This is a genomic window from Stenotrophomonas sp. YJH_SMC_110 (genome assembly GCF_059369255.1).
Genome location: NZ_JCAFSM010000001.1, coordinates 711088 through 728584, shown reverse-complemented (window position 1 = coordinate 728584; position 17497 = coordinate 711088). Strand labels below are relative to the sequence as shown.

Genomic DNA, 17497 nt, shown 5'->3' with positions numbered 1-17497 from the left:
TCACTGCCTCTGACGGAACCCTTGCCACTGCCGGCCAGCGGCCGGCACTACCGGTTCTGCGTGGCTTCCTCTTCCCGCGCCGGTTCCGGCGGCGGAAGCTGTTCCTCGGCAGCCGGCTCGTTGCCCGGCAGGCTGGGACGGGTTTCCATCAGCAGCGACAGCGCCGCCTTGGCCATCATGTGGGCGCTGATCGGCGCGGTGATGAACAGGAATACGGTGATCAGCAGCTCGCGCGGCTGCGGGTCCTGGCCCAGGAAGATGTGGTAGCAGACCGAGCACACCAGCACGCAGCCCACGCCCAGCGTGCTGGCCTTGGTCGGCGCGTGCAGGCGCTTGAAGAACGTGGACAGCTTCACCAGCCCCAGTGCGCCGACCAGGATGAAGAAGCAGCCGAACAGCAGCAGGATCGACAGGCCGATCTGGATCGCGGTGATCATTCGACGATGTCCCGGCGCAGCACGAACTTGCTCAGCACCACGGTGCTGCCGAAGCCGAGCATGGCGATGACCAGTGCGGCTTCGAAGTAGATCGCGGAGTTGAGGTACATGCCGAACAGCATCAGCTCGGCAATGGCGGTCACCGACAACGTGTCCAGTGCGAGGATGCGGTCGGGCACGGTCGGTCCGCGCAGCAGGCGCCAGGTGGCCAGCAGCATGGCCAGGCCGACCACGTGCATGCACACCACCAGCGTGGTCTGGATGATCTGGAATCCAGTCATGGGAAGATCTCCATCAACGGCGCCTCGTAGCGGCGCTTGATCGTATCGATCAGGTCCTGTGGGTCCTCCAGGTGCAGCACGTGCACCAGCAGGAACTTGCGGTCGTCGCTGAGCGCGGCCGAGACCGTGCCCGGGGTCAGCGTGATCATGCTGGTCAGCGCCGCGATGCCGTGGATGTTGGCGATGTCCAGCGGCAGCCAGATGAAACCGGGGTGAATCTTCTTCTCCGGGCCCAGCACCTGCAGGGCCACGCGGATGTTGGACATCAGGATGTCCCACAGGGTCACGCATACCAGCTTGGGCAGCGGCCGCAACGTGCCGATGCGCGCGAACTCGCGGTCCAGGCGTGCGGCGAACAGCGGCACCACCACGCCCAGCACCAGCCCCAGCACGATCTGGCCGAGGGTGAAGCTGTCGGACATCAGCAGCCAGAATGCCACCACCATGATGCTGAGCATTGGCGAGGGAATCAGGCGACGGAACAGGGAGCGCTGGGCGGTCATGGCTGGCGGATCTCCGGTGCGGTCGCGCGCAGCTGCTGCACGTACTCGCTCGGTTGCAGCAGCTGTGCGGCGGTGGCGTCGGTGTAGCGCATCAACGGTGCAGCGGCCAGGGTCATGGCGATACCGTAGGCCAGCAGGATGCACGCGGCGTACAGCTCCACCCGGCGCAGAGGAGCCTTGCGCGGCTTCGGTGCCTCCGGATCGACAGGCGGCACGCGCCAGAACAGGCGGATGCCGCCGCGGGTCAGGCCCATGATCACCAGCAGGCTGCTGACCAGCACCGCGGTCCAGACCGGAGCGGTGTACTGCGCCGGCATGCCGGCCAGCAGTGCGGCCTTGGCCAGGAAACCGGACAGCGGCGGCAGGCCGGCCACCGACACCGCGCCGATCAGGAACAGCACGGCGGGTGTCTCCTTGCCCGGCATCGGCGCGACCACTTCCTTGCGGTCGCTGGCACCGCCGCGACGACGGCGGATCAGGTCGGCGATCAGGAACAGCGCGGCGGCGACGAAGCTGCTGTGCGGCAGGTAGTACAGGCCGGCCGAGAGCACCTGCGGTGTGCCGACCGAGAAGGCGATGAACAGCGTGGCTGCCGACACGATCACCAGGTAGGAGATCAGCACGCGCAGGCGGGTCGCGGCGAGGGCGCCCAGGCCGCCCAGCACCAGCGTCGCCACACCGGCCCACAGCAGCCAGTCACGGCCGTAGCCGGCCATCGCGCCGGCATCGTCGCCGAACCACAGCATCTGGATGCGCAGCACCGAGTACAGGCCGACCTTGGTCATGATCGCGAACAGCGCAGCCACCGCCGCCGGTGCGCGTGAATAGGCTTCCGGCAGCCACAGGTACAGCGGCATCAGGGCGGCCTTGGCGCAGAACACCAGCAGCAACAGGCCCATCGTCGCCTTCACCAGGGTCAGCTGCGCCGGCGGTACCTCGGCGATGCGCTGCGACAGCTCGGCCATGTTCAGCGAACCCAGCGTGGCGTACAGCAGGCCCAGAGCGATCAGGAACAGGGTCGAGGCGGTGACGTTGAACACCACGTAGTGCAGGCCGATGCGCATGCGCAGGCCGCGGCCACCACTGAGCAGCAGGCCGTAGGAGGCGATCAGCATCACCTCGAAGAACACGAACAGGTTGAAGATGTCGCCGGTCAGGAACGCACCGTTGAGGCCGACCAGCTGGAACTGGAACAGCGCATGGAAGTGCGGTGCGCGGCGGTCCCAGCCCGAACAGGCGTGCAGCAGGCAGGGAATGGCCAGCAGCAGGGTGGTCAGCAGCATCCACGCCGACAGCCGGTCGGCCACCAGCGCGATGCCCAGCCGCGACGGCCAGTCGCCCAGCAGGTAGACGCTGATCTCACCACTGGCGGTGGTGGCAAACAGCAGGCCCACCGCCAGCGCCAGCGCCGACAGCGCGGTCCAGGCCACCGCGCGCTGCACCCTGGGGCCATAGCGGCGGTGTTCGACGAACAGCGACAGTGCCGCACCCAGCAGCGGAATCAGGATCGGCAGGATGACCAGGTGGTTCATGCGCGGTCCTCGCCCTGCCGTGGTGGTACGCGCTCATCCTGCAGGTCGTCATCCGTCTCGTGGGCGTCCACATGGTCGCTGTGGTTGTCGCTGCGGCTGCGCATGGCCAGCACGATGCTCACCGCGGTCATCGCGAAGGCGATCACGATCGCGGTCAACACCAGCGCCTGCGGCAGCGGGTCGGTGTAGTTGCCCAGGTGGCTGTCCACGCCGTCCTGCAGTACCGGCGCCTTGCCCAGCACCACGCGGCCACCGGCGAAGATCAGCAGGTTGGTCGCATAGGACAGGAAGGTCATGCCGAGGATCACATCGAAGCTGCGCGCACGCAGCAGCAGGTAGATGCCGATGGCGGTCAGCACGCCGATCGCGGTAGCCAGGGCCAGTTCCATCAGTGCATCTCCCCGGTGCGTGCCGAGCGGCGTTGCAGGTCGATCTCACCCTTGCGGGCGGTACGGGTACGCGATGGCTTGATCGTGCCCATCATCGACAGCATCAGCATGGCACCGCCGAACACCACCAGATAGACGCCGATGTCAAAACCAATCGCACTGGCCAGCGGCACGTCGCCGATCAGCGGCAGGTGCAGGTCGAGGTGGCCGCTGGTCAGGAACGGCACGCCGAACAGCATCGACGCGCTGCCGCTGAGCAGGGCGATCAGCAGGCCCATGCCGATGCAGCGGATGTAGTCGAAGCCGAAGCGCGACTCCACCGACGCGGTGCCCTGGATCACGTACTGGATCAGCAGCGGCACCGCCAGCACCAGGCCGGCGATGAAGCCGCCACCCGGCGCGTTGTGGCCGCGCAGGAACAGGAAGATCGACACGGTCAGGGTCAGCGGGAACATGATCTGGGCCAGGTCGGCCGGCACCGGCAGCTTGATCGGCGGGCCGGGCATGATCTGCTCCGGCGCCATCCGCGTGCGCCGCAGCAGGGCATGCACCACCAGCGCGGCGATGCCGAACACGGTGATCTCGCCGAAGGTATCGAAGCCGCGGAAGTCGACCAGGATCACGTTGACCACGTTCTGGCCATAGGCCTCGGGCAGGGCACGGGCGAGCAGCTCGCCGGCCATGGTGTTCGGCGGCAGGGTCATCGCGGAATAGGCCAAGGCGCCAAGTCCGGCACCGGCGATGATCGCGATCACCGCGTCACGGCGCTTGCGCCAGCGCGGCCGCTCCGGCCCGGACTGCGCAGGCAGGTAGTTCATGCCCAGCAGCATCAGCACCAGGGTCACCATCTCCACCAGCAGCTGGGTCAGGGCCAGGTCCGGCGCGGACAGGAACACGAAGGTCAGCGCCACCATCAGGCCGACGCCGCCGACCAGCAGCACCGCCAGCAGGCGCTGCTTGTAGATACGCAGGGTAGCCACCGCGCAGGCCATCATCACCAGCCACAGCGCCCAGCCCAGCAGCGGGATCGGCTGTGGCCTGGTCCAGTTCGGCGAGGCGGGGTTGGCCACGAACGGCGCGGCGGCGGCCACGATCGCCACCAGCACCAGGCCCAGCAGCATGCGCTGAAGGCTGCCGTTGGCGATGCCGTTGGTCAGGCGCATGGCCAGTGCGGAGAGCGCGTCCAGCTGCGCATGGAACACATTGCGGCCAGTGCTGACGTTGTTCACGGCGTGCAGGTTGATCAGCTTGCGCAGGCCGAAGTACAGCGCCACGCCGCCGATCACGCCGATCGCGCTCATCGCCAGCGGCAGGTTGAAGCCGTGCCATACCGCCAGGCTGTACTCGGGCATGGCGTCGCCGAGGATCGAGGCCGCAGCGGCGTGCAGCACCGGCGCTACGGTCAGTGCCGGTGCCACGCCCACCGCCACGCAGATCACCACCAGCAGTTCCACCGGCACCTTCATCCAGCGCGGCGGTTCGTGGGGCACGCGGTCCAGGTCGTGCGGGCCGGGGCCGAAGAAGGTGTCGTGCACGAAGCGCAGGCTGTACGCCACCCCGAATACGCCCGCCAGCAACGCTGCGATCGACACCGCCGTGCGCATGATTCCCGGGCCGCCGGCCGTGATCGCTTCGGCGAACAGCATTTCCTTGGACAGGAAGCCATTGAGCAGGGGGATGCCAGCCATCGCCAGCGAGGCGATGATCGCCAGCGCGCTGGTGAACGGCATCAGCCTGCGCAGGCCTCCCAGCTTGCGCATGTCTCGGGTACCGGTCTCGTGGTCGATGATGCCGGCGGCCATGAACAGCGAGGCCTTGAAGGTGGCGTGGTTGAGGATGTGGAACACGCCGGCCACCACCGCCATCGGCGTGGACAGGCCGAACAGCAGGGTGATCAGGCCCAGGTGGGAAATGGTCGAGTACGCCAGCAGGCCCTTCAGGTCATGCTGGAAGATCGCATTCCAGGCGCCGATCAGCAGGGTCAGTGCGCCGATGCCGCTGACCGTGTAGAAGAACAGGTCGCTGCCGGCCAGTGCCGGATGCAGGCGCGCCAGCAGGAACACGCCGGCCTTCACCATGGTGGCCGAGTGCAGGTAGGCCGAGACCGGGGTCGGCGCCGCCATCGCGTGCGGCAGCCAGAAGTGGAACGGGAACTGCGCGCTCTTGGTGAAGATGCCGGCCAGTACCAGGAACAGGGCGTAGGGGTACAGCGCGCTGGCGCGGATCTGCTCGCCAGCGGCCAGCACCACGTCCAGGTCGAAGCTGCCGACGATGCGGCCGATCAGCAGCACGCCACCGAGCAGGGCCAGGCCACCGCCACCGGTGATCACCAGCGCCATGCGTGCGCCTTCGCGGGCGTCCTGGCGGTGCGACCAGAAGCCGATCAGCAGGAACGAACTGATGCTGGTCATTTCCCAGAAGATCATCAGCAACAGCAGGTTGCCCGACAGCACCATGCCCAGCATGGCGCCCATGAACAGCAGCAGGTAGCAGTAGAAGCGGTGCGCGTTGTCCTGCTGGCTCAGGTAGTAGCGCGCATACAGCACCACCAGCGCGCCGATGCCGAGCACCAGCCCGGCGAACATCCAGGCCAGCCCGTCCAGTCGCAGGGTGAAGTCCAGCCCGAGCTGCGGCAGCCAGGGCACCAGGGTGCGGACCACCTGGCCATCGAGCACCGACGGGGTCAGCCAGCCGAGGATGGCCAGCCCGCCCAACGGCGCCAGCGCCGCCAGCCAGGCAGCAGTCGAGCGCGAACTACGGGGGAAGGCCGCAACAGCCGCTGCCATCAGGAACGGCAGGGCCAGCAGCAGGGGCAGGCTGGGGAGCATGCAGGGAATCCATGATTCACGAGCAGGTCAGGGAGGATAACAGGCTGCGAAATGTCGCCGAAACCCATCGAACAGCGATCAATTGCATGTAACGTTCGCTGATTCATTTTTTCTGCGATGCAACATCACATTCCTGCATCCCTTCCCTGGCTGCCCTCGGGGGACACCCTACGCCCACGCAGGGAGACCGCAGGCCCTGTCGCACAGGGGCTGCCGTCGACGGGCGGGCAATGGGGAGCGGATCACCGGCGCAGGCTGGCAGGGCCCCCGTGGACTACGGGTGACGGAATCCGCCCGTTCAGGAAACGACGGCCGCTGTCGGCCGCCGCCAGGTCAGTAGCGCCAGTCCAGCTTGCGGTAGAACTTGGCCATCACCCAGGCCGGGCCGATCAGCAGGTAGGTCAGGTCGGTCAGGAAGCTGGGCTTGCGGCCCTCGAATTTGTGGCCGATGAACTGCGCGATCCAGGCCGCCACGAACACGCCCACCGCCAGCCAGCGCAGGGCCTGCAGGCCGATCTCGGCCTCCAGCAGCCGGCACAGGCAGCCGAACACGAAGAACTGGATGAGCATGCCGATGCCCAGCGGGCGCGACAACTTGTTGTAGAAGCACCACGCGCTGAACATCGCCAACGCCGACCAGATGCCGTACTGGAACCAGGTGATCAGCGGCGGCAGGCACCACAGCAGGGCCACCACCGACCACAGGATCGCCGGGACCGCCACCACGTGGATGCGCTGGTTGATCACATTGCGGTGGTCGTCGGAGTAGCTGGCGAAATAGCGGTCGATCGGCCGCGCAAGCTGGGTGGATGTCTGCATGCTGCGTCGCTTCCTCGGGCAACGGTAGTGCCGGCCGCTGGCCGGCACTCCAGAGCATAGCCGAGTTCGCGAGGTTGCCGGCCAGCGGCCGGCACTACCGCGATCAGAGCGCCCCCCGCCTTTCCGGCCGGGGGGACGCGGGGGGATCAGTCGACGCTGATCCCGGCCAGGCGCTGCAGCGCCTCGGCGTACTTGGCGCGGGTGCGTTCGATGATCTCGGCCGGGATGCTCGGGCCCGGGGCGGTCTTGCCCCAGTCCAGCGTCTCCAGGTAATCGCGCACGAACTGCTTGTCGTAGCTCGGCGGGCTGGTGCCCACTTCGTATTCGTCGGCCGGCCAGTAACGGGAGGAATCCGGCGTCAGCATCTCGTCCATGATGTACAGGCGGCCATCGGCGTCGGTACCGAACTCGAACTTGGTATCGGCCAGGATGATGCCGCGCTCGCGGGCGTAATCGGCCGCGAACTTGTAGATGCGCAGGGTGGCGTCGCGCACGCGCTCGGCCAGTTCCGCACCGACCTGCTTCACCATCGCATCGAAATCGATGTTCTCGTCATGGTCGCCGACCGCGGCCTTGGTCGAGGGGGTGAAGATCGGCTCCGGCAGCTGCTCGGCCTGGCGCAGGCCGTCGGGCAGGTCGATGCCGCTGACCTTGCCGGTGCGCTGGTAGTCCTTCCAGCCGCTGCCGATCAGGTAGCCGCGGGCGATCGCTTCCACCGGCACCGGCTTCAGCTTGCGGGTGACTACCGCACGCTTGGCGTACAGGGCTGGGTCCACGCCTTCGGGCAGCACGCTGGCCACGTCGATGCCGGTCAGGTGGTTGGGCATCAGGTGCGCGGTCTTGGCGAACCAGAAGTTGGAGACCTGGCAGAGCATCTCGCCCTTGCCCGGAATCGGGTCAGGCAGGACCACGTCGAACGCCGACAGGCGATCGGTGGCGACCATCAGCAGGTACTCGCCCGGCGGGGTTCCGGCTGGCAGCCGCTCGCGCGGGATATCGAACACATCACGCACCTTGCCGCGATGGCGCAAGGGCAGGCCGGGGAGATCGGATTGCAACAGCGTGGTTGGCACGGGCACTCCTGGGGCGTTGTCGATACGGCTGCTGCCCAACGGACCCGGCGGGCCCGCTGACCAGCGGGCGGCCTAGTGTAAAGCGGTCCGGGCCCGCTGTGACGTAAAATGAGCGTCCATTTCGTCGGTCGACCCCGGAGCGCCATGCGCTGGTACGGAAAACTGCTCGGATTCATCGCCGGCGCCCTGCTGTTCCGGCCCAATCCGCTGTTCGGCGCGGTGGTCGGCCTGTTGATCGGCCACGCCTTCGATTCGGACTGGTTCCGCCTGAACAAGGAGAACCCGTACCGGGAGCTTGGGCTGACCTCCGAGGCCACCGATGCCGAGGTCGAGCGCGCCTACCGCAAGCTGATCTCGCAGTACCACCCCGACAAGCTGGGCGGTGCCGCCCCCGAGCTGCAGCAGCAGGCCGAGCAGAAGTCGCGGCGGATCAATGCCGCCTACGACCGCATCAAGACCCTGCGCAAGCGCTGATTCCAGAGTCCCGCCTGCGGGCGGGAGAACCTTTTCCCCGTTCCGAAGGCCCCGGCCATGTCCAACTGCCTCATCGCCCCCTCCATCCTGTCCGCCAACTTCGCCCGCCTCGGCGAGGAAGTCGACAACGTCCTCGCCGCTGGCGCGGACTGGGTCCACTTCGACGTGATGGACAACCACTACGTGCCGAACCTGACCATCGGCCCGATGGTCTGCCAGGCGCTGCGCAAGCACGGCGTCACCGCGCCGATCGACGTGCACCTGATGGTCGAGCCGGTGGATCGCATCATCCCGGACTTCGCCGAGGCCGGTGCCACCTACATCAGCTTCCACCCGGAGGCGAGCCGCCACGTGCACCGCACCATCCAGCTGATCCGCTCGCTGGGCTGCAAGCCGGGCATCGTGCTCAATCCGGCCACTCCGGTGGACATCCTCGACTGGGTGCTGGATGACCTGGACCTGGTGCTGCTGATGTCGGTCAACCCGGGCTTCGGCGGCCAGGCCTTCATCCCCTCGGCGCTGGACAAGCTGCGCGTGGTGCGCAAGATGATCGATGCCAGCGGCAAGGACATCCGCCTGGAGATCGATGGCGGCGTGAAGGCCGACAACATCGGCGAGATCGCCGCTGCCGGCGCCGACACCTTCGTCGCCGGTTCGGCCATCTTCAACGCCAGGACCAGCTACCAGGATGTGATCGCGCAGATGCGCGCCAACGTCGCTGCGGCACGGGGCTGAGCCATGAGTACGGTGGCCGTGTTGAACATCCGCCCGGCCACCGTCGCCGATGCGGGACTGATCCTGCATTTCATCCGCGAGCTGGCCATCTACGAGAAGGCCGAGCATTCGGTGCAGACCGATGAGATCGGCATCGCCGAGAGCCTGTTTGGTCCCGATGCCACGGCACGCGCACTGATCTGCGAAGCCGACGGCGAGGCCATCGGCTATGCGGTGTATTTCTACAACTATTCCACCTGGCTGGGCCGCAAGGGCATCTACCTGGAAGACCTCTACGTCAGCCAGGAAAAGCGCGGTGCGGGCGCCGGCAAGGCACTGCTGAAGTACATCGCGCGCCAGGCCGTGGCCGAGGGCTGCGGCCGTTTCGAATGGTCGGTGCTGGACTGGAACACCCCGGCCATCGAGTTCTACACCGCTGCCGGTGCCAAACCGCAGGACGAGTGGACCGTGTACCGGTTGCAGGGCCAGGCGCTGCACGATTTCGCCAACGGGTGAGATGACGTGCATCCACGCTTGGCGTGGATCTACTGCTGGGCAAATAAAAAAAGCCACGCCAATCACTGGCGTGGCCTCGCTGCATGCGTGGGAGGCTGATCCTGCCTCCATCCATCGTCCCTGCTATGGCCTTCCATTCTCCAGCAACTGAATGACACCTGCGTGACATTCACCGCGGGCAAACAGCGCATTGCTAGCCTGTGCCACCCCCTCCTGGAAGTACCGCATGACCACCCCGCGCTGGCGCCTGATCCTCAATGGCAAATCCGCAGGCAACGAGGAACTGCGCGAGGCTGTCGGCCATTGGCGCGAGCAGGGCGTGCAGCTGGACGTGCGGGTGACCTGGGAGGACGGTGACGCCGAACGCTACGTGGCCGAGGCCATCGATCATGGCGTGGACGTGATCGTTGCCGCCGGTGGCGATGGCACGCTCAGCGCGGTGGCCGAAACCCTGGCGCATCGTGAGGAAGCGGCGGATGCGCTGCCCTCGCTGGCGCTGATCCCGATGGGGACCGCCAACGATTTCGCCACGGCTGCGGGTATTCCGACCGAGCCTGAGGGCGCGTTTGCGTTGATCGGACAAACCACGCCGCGTGCCATCGATCTGCTGCGCGTGGATGCCGATGGCACGCCCTGGTGGTGCGCCAACCTCGCCAGCGGTGGCTTCGGCACGCAGGTGACGGTGGAGACCGATGCCGGCCTGAAGAAGATGCTGGGCGGGCTGGCCTATGTGATCACCGGCATCGCCAAGCTGGGCCGCATCGAGCCGATCACCGCGCGGCTGTCCGGCCCGGATTTCGCGTGGGAAGGCGACTTCATCGCCCTGGGCATCGGCAATGGCCGGCAGGCCGGCGGTGGCCAGCAGTTGTGCCCGCAGGCCGTGATCGACGATGGGCTGCTGGATGTCACCGTGCTTCCGGAACTGGAAGGTGAGGTCACCGCCACGCTCGGCCAGATGCTGAAGTCGGGCACCCAGGCGGCGCTCGAACAGCTGGCCACGCGCGCGCGGCTGCCGTGGCTGCAGATCGACGCACCGAAGGCGCTGACCCTCAACCTGGACGGCGAACCGGTGCAGGCCCGCCAGTTCCGCATCGCGTGCGTGCCGGGCAGGGTGCGGATGCACCTGCCGACCGGATGCCCGTTGCTGGCCGGGTAGGGGGTAAAGTCGACTGTTGGTCGACTGCTTTTCGTTCCGACGGCGTAAAACCCCGCGCTACGCGCGCAAGTCGACCAACAGTCGACTCTACCGGTCCGCGTCGTTGGTTCCCGTGGCCGGCCCCGCCCGTCCCGTGGTTCAGTTTCCCAGGGTTCCCCTCCCGCCCCGGCTGCGATACAGTCAGGGGGTGTCCAGCCTGACGACCCCGCATACCCTTTCTTCCGCACGCCGTTGGTGGCGATGGTGGCCCGTTGCCGTCGTCCGCCCCCATAACGCTGTGTCCCGGAAGGAAAGTCGTCTTGAACTCGCACGCTCAGTTTCAGCAGCAGGCCGCTGAAGGCCACACCCATATTCCCGTCGTCCGTGAAGTGCTGTCCGACCTGGACACGCCGCTTTCGGTCTATCTGAAGCTCGCCGACGGCCCCAATACCTACCTGTTTGAATCCGTCGAAGGCGGCGAGCGCTTTGGTCGTTACTCGATCATCGGCCTGCCGGCGCGTCGCGTGTACGCCTTCCATGGCCACACGCTGACCGTGCGCGAAGACGGCCAGGTGGTGGACACCCGCGAAGTGGCCGACCCGTTCGCCGAGGTCGAGGCGCTGCGCAGCGCCCACTCGGTGCCGAAGCTGGAAGGCCTGCCGGGCTTCACCGGTGGCCTGGTCGGCTGGTTCGGTTTCGAGTGCATCGGCTACATCGAGCCGCGCCTGGCCCCGCCGGCCGGCCGCGATGAGCTGGGCACGCCGGACATCCTGCTGCTGGACTCCAACGAGCTGGCGGTGTTCGACAATCTCAAGGGCCGGCTGTACCTGATCGTGCACGCCGACCCGCGCGTCGAGGGCGCCTTCGAGCAGGCCCAGGCGCGCCTGGATGCACTGACTGCCAAGCTGCGTGCACCGGGCGCCGGCTATCCGGCGCCGCTCAACAGCGACGTGCTGGACGAGTCCGACTTCGTCTCCGGTTTCACCCGCGAAGGGTTCGTCGATGCGGTCCAGCGCAGCAAGGAATACATCCGCGCCGGTGACATCTTCCAGGTGGTGCTCAGCCAGCGCCTGAGCGTGCCGTTCAAGGCGCGCCCGGTGGATGTGTACCGCGCGCTGCGTGCACTGAACCCGTCGCCGTACATGTACTTCCTGGATGTCGGCGACCTGCAGGTGGTCGGTTCATCGCCGGAAATCCTGGTACGCCTTCAGGATGGCGAAGTCACCGTGCGCCCGATCGCCGGCACCCGCCCGCGTGGCGCCACGCCCGAGCTGGACCTGGCGCTGGAAGCCGAGCTGCTGGCAGATCCGAAGGAACGCGCCGAGCATCTGATGCTGATCGACCTCGGCCGCAACGATGCCGGCCGCGTCTCGAAGGCAGGTACCGTGGAGGTGGGCGAGCAGTTCGTGATCGAACGCTACAGCCACGTGATGCACATCGTCAGCGAAGTGACCGGGCAGCTGCAGCCGGGCCTGAGCTATGCCGACGTGCTGCGTGCCACCTTCCCGGCCGGCACGGTCAGCGGCGCGCCGAAGATCCGCGCGCTGGAAGTGATCCGCGAGCTGGAACCGATCAAGCGCAATGTCTACGCCGGCAGCATCGGCTACATCGGCTGGCATGGCGATGCCGATACCGCGATCGCGATCCGCACCGCGGTGATCAAGGATGGCCGCCTGTACGTGCAGGCCGGTGCCGGCATCGTCTACGACTCGGACCCGGACAAGGAATGGGACGAGACGATGAACAAGGGCCGCGCGCTGTTCCGCGCCGTCGCCCAGGCCGCCAAGGGCCTGTGATCCTCCCCGTGCCGTGGCCTGCGCCGCGGCACCTTCCGCTGTTCCCATTCAAGACAAGGAGTACCGCATGAAGCTGCTGAGCGCATTGCTGTGGTCGTCACTGCTGGCCACGATGGCCCCGTCTGCGTGGGCGCAGGCCAACACGATTCCCTCGCAGCCGCACCTGCTGGTGAAGGGGCAGGGCAGCCGCACGGTGATGCCGGACCGGTTCGGCCTGCAGTTGAACATCGAAGAGACCGACATGGACGCCGACGCCGCGCGCCGCCGCGTGCAGGACAACGTTGCCCGCGTGCTGGCACTGTTCAAGCAGCACAAGGCGGTGGAGGGCAGCGTGCGTGCGGACAACCTGCGGATCGGCCCGGCCACGCGCTATGAGCAGAGCCGGCAGGTCTTCATCGGTACCCGCGTATCGCGCCAGCTGCGTGCCAGCTTCGCCAGCGTGAAGGCGATGCAGGATGTGCTGGGGGCGTTGAAGGCCAACGAGAACGTACAGGTGAGCAGCCTGGCGCCGACCTATTCGGGCGAAGTGGCGCTGCGCCGCGAACTCAAGGGCGAGGCAGCGGCCCAGACCCGCGAGTCCGCGCTGGGCCTGGCCAAGGCCTATGGAACAAGAGTGCGTGGCCTGTACAGCATCTCCGATGTGGCGCCGGACTTCGCCTACGGCATCCGGGCCGGGCAATGGCCGCAGCAGGGCGAGGACGGCGGGGACCTCGACAGGATCTCGGTGACCGGCAGCTACGCGCCCGCCTCCGCACCCGCGCCCGCGCCCGCTGAGCCCGAATCCATTGAAGCCGGCCCCATCACCTACACCGAAAACGTGTACGCCATTTTCCTCATAAGCGACGGAACCTGACCATGTTGTGGATGATCGACAACTACGACAGCTTCACCTACAACCTCGTGCAGTACCTGCAGACGCTGGGCGCCGAGGTGAAGGTGGTGCGCAACGATGCGATGAGCGTGGACGAGATCGCCGCGCAGAAGCCCGAGCGCATCGTCATCTCGCCCGGCCCGTGCACGCCCAACGAAGCAGGCGTGTCGCTGGAGCTGATCCAGCGCCTGGGCCCGACCACGCCGATCCTCGGCGTCTGCCTGGGCCACCAGGGCATCGGCCAGGTCTACGGCGGCACGGTCATCCGTGCCGGCAACATCATGCACGGCAAGACCTCGCCGATCCGCCATGAAGGCAAGGGCGTGTTCGCCGGCCTGCCGGACCGCTACCAGGCCACCCGCTACCACTCGCTGGTGGTGGACAAGAACAGCCTGCCCGATGTGCTGGAAGTGACCGCCTGGACCGAGAACGACGACGGCTCGATCGAAGAAATCATGGGCCTGCGCCACCGCCAGTTCCCGGTGGAAGGCGTGCAGTTCCATCCCGAATCCATCCTCACCGAACACGGCCACGCCCTGCTGCGCAATTTCCTGCAGCGTCCGGCGGCCTGATCCAAGGAGCATTCCCATGAGCTTCTCCCCCCAGGAAGCCCTGCATCGCACCATCGAACACCGCGAAATCTTTTTCGACGAAATGGTCGACCTGATGCGGCAGATCATGCGCGGCGACGTCTCGCCGATGATGACCGCGGCGATCCTGACCGGGCTGCGCGTGAAGAAGGAGACCGTGGACGAAATCGCCGCGGCGGCCGCCGTGATGCGTGAATTCGCCCGGCCAGTGCCGGTGGCCGATACCTCCAACCTGGTTGATATCGTCGGTACCGGTGGCGATGGCTCGCACACCTTCAACATCTCCACCTGCTCGATGTTCGTCGCGGCCGCCGCCGGCGCGCGCGTGGCCAAGCATGGCAACCGCAGCGTGTCTTCCAAGTCCGGCAGTGCCGACGCGCTGGAAGCGCTGGGCGCGGTGATCGAACTGCAGCCGGATCAGGTGGCCGCCGCCATCGAGCAGACCGGCATCGGTTTCATGTTCGCGCCGATCCACCATCCTTCGATGAAGGTCGTTGCGCCGGTACGCCGCGAGATGGGCGTGCGCACCATCTTCAACATCCTCGGCCCGCTGACCAATCCGGCCAGCGCGCCGTCGGTGCTGATGGGCGTGTTCCATCCCGATCTGGTGGGCATCCAGGCCCGCGTGCTGCGCGAGCTGGGCACCGAGCGCGCCATGGTGGTCTGGGGCCGCGACAACATGGACGAGATCTCGCTGGGTGCCGGCACGCTGGTGGGCGAACTGCGCGACGGCAAGGTGCGCGAGTACGAGATCCACCCGGAGGACTTCGGCATCGCCATGTCGGCCAGCCGCAACCTGCGCGTGGACAGCCCGGAGCAGTCCATCCAGATGCTGCGCGCGGTACTGGACAATGAGCCCGGCCCGGCGCTGGACATCGTTGCGTTGAATGCCGGCGCCGCGCTGTACGTTGCCGGCGTGGCCAGCGACATCGGCGACGGCCTGGCCCGCGCCCGTGCCGCCATCGCCAACGGCAGTGCCCGCCAGCGCCTGCAGCAGTATGTTGAGACCACCCGCGCGCTGGTTGCCTGAGCGCGCGGTTCAGCCTGACCCCGTCGATGGCCGATAATGGCCGTCCTCACCGCCCCCGCACCGAACCGAAGACGATGAGCGACATCCTGCAGACGATCCTGGCCCGCAAGGCCGAAGAAGTGGCCCAGCGCCGCGCCCAGCGCCCGCTCGAGGCGCTGCAGGCCGCCGTGGCCAGCGCCCCGCCGGTACGTGGCTTTGTGCGCGCCTTGCAGGCGGCGGTGGCCAACGGCGATCCAGCGGTGATCGCCGAGGTGAAGAAGGCCAGCCCGTCCAAGGGCGTCATCCGCCCGGACTTCCGCCCGGCCGACATCGCCGTCAGCTACGAGTTCGGCGGCGCCAGCTGCCTGTCGGTGCTGACCGACGTGGACTTCTTCCAGGGCGCCGACGCCTACCTGCAGCAGGCGCGCGAGGCGTGCACGCTGCCGGTGCTGCGCAAGGACTTCGTCATCGACGCCTACCAGGTGTACGAGGCACGCGTGCTGGGCGCCGACTGCATCCTGCTGATCGTCGCCGCGCTGGACGACACCCAGCTGGCCACGCTGTCCGAACTGGCGCTGTCGCTGGGCATGGACGTGCTGGTGGAAGTGCACGACATCGACGAGCTGGAGCGTGCGCTGCAGGTGCCGGCGCCGATGATCGGCATCAACAACCGCAACCTGCGCACGTTCGAAGTGTCGCTGCAGACCACGCTGGACATGCAGAACGCGGTGCCGCGTGACCGCCTGCTGGTCACCGAGAGCGGCATCCTTGGCCCGCAGGACGTGGCGCTGATGCGTGACGCCGGCATCCATGCCTTCCTCGTCGGCGAAGCCTTCATGCGCGTGGAAGAGCCGGGCGAGGGCCTGCGTCAGCTATTCTTCGCGGCATGACAACGCACTATCCAACGCCGCGCGAGGATGCGCCGCTGGTGGTCTTCGACTTCGACCACACCCTGTACGACGGCGATTCGGGCACCCACCTGTTCGCCTCGCTGATCAAGCGCAACCCGCTGCGCATGCTGGCGGCGCTGCTGGTCACGCCGATCGCCGGGCCGATGGTGGCGATGCTGCCGACCCGTCGCGCGGGCATCTCGGTCTATGTGTGGATCGGCAGCTTCGGCCTGCACCGTGCGCGTGACTTCAACAAGGTGATCGACGCCTATGTGCTGCGCAACCAGGCGCAGATGCGCGCCAAGCTGCTGCCGCAGGCGCTGGAAGTGTTCGCCGCGCACCGCGCCAAGGGCGACCGCGTGGTGGTTGCCACAGGTGCGCCGCCGGAGCTGGCGCGCGCGATCCTGGCTTTCGTGGCCCACCAGGACGTACCGGTGATCGGCACCGAGGTCGGCCCACGGCTGGGCGGCGTCGGCCCGACCCGCCACTGCCACAATGAAGAGAAGATGCGCATGCTGCGCGAGCGCGGCTACGGCGACATCGATATCGCCTATTCCGACAGCACCGCCGACCTGCCGCTGCTGCTGGCGGCCAAGGCGCCGGTAGTGGTGAACCCGAAGCCGGGCCGGGTGGCGTTCTTCCGCCGCGTGCTGCCGGCGGGTACCCGCATCCTCAACTGGGGTTGCGTGGACCGGGGCGGCGACAAGGCCTGATCCCGCCGCACGGTGATGGATCTGCCGGCCAGCGGCCGGCACTACCCCTCTCCGTCGCGGTTGTGCCGGCGCTTCTCTGTCCCGGTAGGGCCGGCCGCTGGCCGGCAAACGCTCAGCGGTACAGGTGCCCGTACACCGCGTGGCCAATCTGGAACAGGCTGATCCCCAGCACCAGCACGCCGACGGCCACCAGCACCCAGCGCTCCTTCACCCGCTTGACCAGGATGGCGGCTACCGGCGCGGCCATCATGCCGCCGATCAGCAGGCCGGCGACGATCTGCAGGTGCTGCACCCCCATCGACAGCAGGAAGGTCGCCGACACCGTCAGCGTGACCACGAACTCCGCCGCATTGACCGTGCCGATCGTGGTGCGCGCCTGGCCACCCCGGGCGAGCAGGGTGGACGTGGCGATCGGCCCCCAGCCGCCGCCACCGCTGGCGTCGAGCAGGCCCGCGAAGAAGCCCAGCACCGGTACCCGGCGGATCTCGCCCTTGGGCATCCAGCGTCCGGCCGCGCGGGCGAGGATGATGATCGCCAGCACCAGCAGGTACAGGTAGATCAGTGGCCGGATGATCTCGCCCGGGATCTGCGTGAGCACGTACGCGCCCACGGCACCGCCCACCGCGCCAGGCAGGGCCAGGCGCAGGAACAGGCGCTTATCGACATTCCCGGCTGCGAGGTGCGACACACCCGAGGCGCCAGTGGTGAACACTTCAGCGGTGTGGATGCTGGCGCTGACCTGCGCCGGGGGCAGGCCCATGCTCAGCATCACCGACGAAGACACCAGGCCGAACGCCATGCCCAGCGCGCCGTCGACCAGCTGTGCGCCCAGGCCGATGAGGATGAACCACCAGAATTCGCTGCTCAGTTCCATGCCCCGAGCCTAGCGCGCGAAGGAGTGCGGACCAAGGTCCGCACCCACCGGGT

Annotated in this window: 19 protein-coding genes; 10 read left to right on the top strand and 9 right to left on the bottom strand. The window is 67.4% G+C overall.

All coding sequences use genetic code 11. From position 1 onward, the window contains the following. Positions 1-47 precede the first annotated feature (47 nt). The 8 genes from AC5P6H_RS03260 to AC5P6H_RS03225 form a co-directional block, all read right to left on the bottom strand. A complete protein-coding gene (locus AC5P6H_RS03260; RefSeq protein WP_014648679.1) occupies positions 48-437 on the bottom strand; it encodes a Na+/H+ antiporter subunit G in 390 nt (129 codons plus the stop codon). Then, positions 434-718: a K+/H+ antiporter subunit F gene (locus AC5P6H_RS03255; protein WP_006399171.1), complete on the bottom strand. Its 285-nt coding sequence runs from the start codon at positions 716-718 to the stop codon at positions 434-436. Before AC5P6H_RS03255 ends, AC5P6H_RS03260 begins: the two co-directional genes overlap by 4 nt. Continuing rightward, a complete protein-coding gene (locus AC5P6H_RS03250; RefSeq protein WP_032957141.1) occupies positions 715-1221 on the bottom strand; it encodes a Na+/H+ antiporter subunit E in 507 nt (168 codons plus the stop codon). The genes AC5P6H_RS03255 and AC5P6H_RS03250 overlap by 4 nt, the downstream gene beginning before the upstream one ends. Beyond that, entirely contained in the window at positions 1218-2753 is a 1536-nt protein-coding gene (locus AC5P6H_RS03245; protein ID WP_032957144.1) for a monovalent cation/H+ antiporter subunit D, read from the bottom strand. Before AC5P6H_RS03245 ends, AC5P6H_RS03250 begins: the two co-directional genes overlap by 4 nt. Then, positions 2750-3142, bottom strand: a complete 393-nt coding sequence (locus tag AC5P6H_RS03240; RefSeq protein WP_262224433.1) for a Na+/H+ antiporter subunit C — start codon at positions 3140-3142, stop codon at positions 2750-2752. The genes AC5P6H_RS03245 and AC5P6H_RS03240 overlap by 4 nt, the downstream gene beginning before the upstream one ends. Further along, complete coding sequence (locus tag AC5P6H_RS03235; protein WP_495202305.1) at positions 3142-5970, bottom strand: monovalent cation/H+ antiporter subunit A; 2829 nt, start codon at positions 5968-5970, stop codon at positions 3142-3144. Before AC5P6H_RS03235 ends, AC5P6H_RS03240 begins: the two co-directional genes overlap by 1 nt. A gap of 333 nt (positions 5971-6303) precedes the next feature. After that, a complete protein-coding gene (locus tag AC5P6H_RS03230; protein WP_069117730.1) occupies positions 6304-6789 on the bottom strand; it encodes an Mpo1 family 2-hydroxy fatty acid dioxygenase in 486 nt (161 codons plus the stop codon). Positions 6790-6935: 146 nt separating this feature from the next. Further along, entirely contained in the window at positions 6936-7862 is a 927-nt protein-coding gene (locus AC5P6H_RS03225; protein ID WP_014648673.1) for a phosphoribosylaminoimidazolesuccinocarboxamide synthase, read from the bottom strand. Between the two features lie 144 nt (positions 7863-8006). Between AC5P6H_RS03225 and AC5P6H_RS03220 the strand changes: the two genes are divergently transcribed. From AC5P6H_RS03220 to AC5P6H_RS03175, 10 genes are all read left to right on the top strand, one after another. Continuing rightward, positions 8007-8336, top strand: coding sequence for a J domain-containing protein (locus AC5P6H_RS03220; RefSeq protein WP_005411327.1), 330 nt, complete (start codon positions 8007-8009; stop codon positions 8334-8336). 57 nt (positions 8337-8393) lie between these two features. Then, positions 8394-9071, top strand: a complete 678-nt coding sequence (gene rpe / locus AC5P6H_RS03215) for a ribulose-phosphate 3-epimerase (RefSeq protein ID WP_006474082.1) — start codon at positions 8394-8396, stop codon at positions 9069-9071. Between the two features lie 12 nt (positions 9072-9083). Further along, the gene (locus tag AC5P6H_RS03210; RefSeq protein WP_014648672.1) at positions 9084-9566 is read left to right on the top strand and encodes a GNAT family N-acetyltransferase; all 483 of its coding nucleotides are present in this window, start codon (positions 9084-9086) and stop codon (positions 9564-9566) included. Between the two features lie 226 nt (positions 9567-9792). Further along, complete coding sequence (gene yegS / locus AC5P6H_RS03205; protein ID WP_197604957.1) at positions 9793-10722, top strand: lipid kinase YegS; 930 nt, start codon at positions 9793-9795, stop codon at positions 10720-10722. Positions 10723-11021: 299 nt separating this feature from the next. After that, positions 11022-12497: an anthranilate synthase component I gene (trpE, locus tag AC5P6H_RS03200; protein ID WP_014648670.1), complete on the top strand. Its 1476-nt coding sequence runs from the start codon at positions 11022-11024 to the stop codon at positions 12495-12497. A 67-nt stretch (positions 12498-12564) separates the two neighbouring features. Next, entirely contained in the window at positions 12565-13350 is a 786-nt protein-coding gene (locus AC5P6H_RS03195; protein ID WP_197604955.1) for an SIMPL domain-containing protein, read from the top strand. Positions 13351-13352: 2 nt separating this feature from the next. Next, on the top strand, positions 13353-13940 hold the full coding sequence (locus AC5P6H_RS03190; RefSeq protein ID WP_014038739.1) for an anthranilate synthase component II: 588 nt from the start codon (positions 13353-13355) through the stop codon (positions 13938-13940). Between the two features lie 16 nt (positions 13941-13956). Further along, positions 13957-14988 (top strand): anthranilate phosphoribosyltransferase, encoded by a 1032-nt coding sequence (gene trpD / locus AC5P6H_RS03185; protein WP_111205885.1) that lies wholly within the window; start codon positions 13957-13959, stop codon positions 14986-14988. Between the two features lie 74 nt (positions 14989-15062). Further along, entirely contained in the window at positions 15063-15857 is a 795-nt protein-coding gene (gene trpC, locus AC5P6H_RS03180; protein WP_008264665.1) for an indole-3-glycerol phosphate synthase TrpC, read from the top strand. Beyond that, on the top strand, positions 15854-16570 hold the full coding sequence (locus AC5P6H_RS03175) for a haloacid dehalogenase-like hydrolase (protein ID WP_005419826.1): 717 nt from the start codon (positions 15854-15856) through the stop codon (positions 16568-16570). The genes trpC and AC5P6H_RS03175 overlap by 4 nt, the downstream gene beginning before the upstream one ends. A 112-nt stretch (positions 16571-16682) precedes the next feature. Here the strand turns inward: AC5P6H_RS03175 and AC5P6H_RS03170 are convergent, their stop codons facing one another. Then, entirely contained in the window at positions 16683-17444 is a 762-nt protein-coding gene (locus AC5P6H_RS03170) for a sulfite exporter TauE/SafE family protein (protein WP_010482650.1), read from the bottom strand. Positions 17445-17497 lie beyond the last annotated feature (53 nt).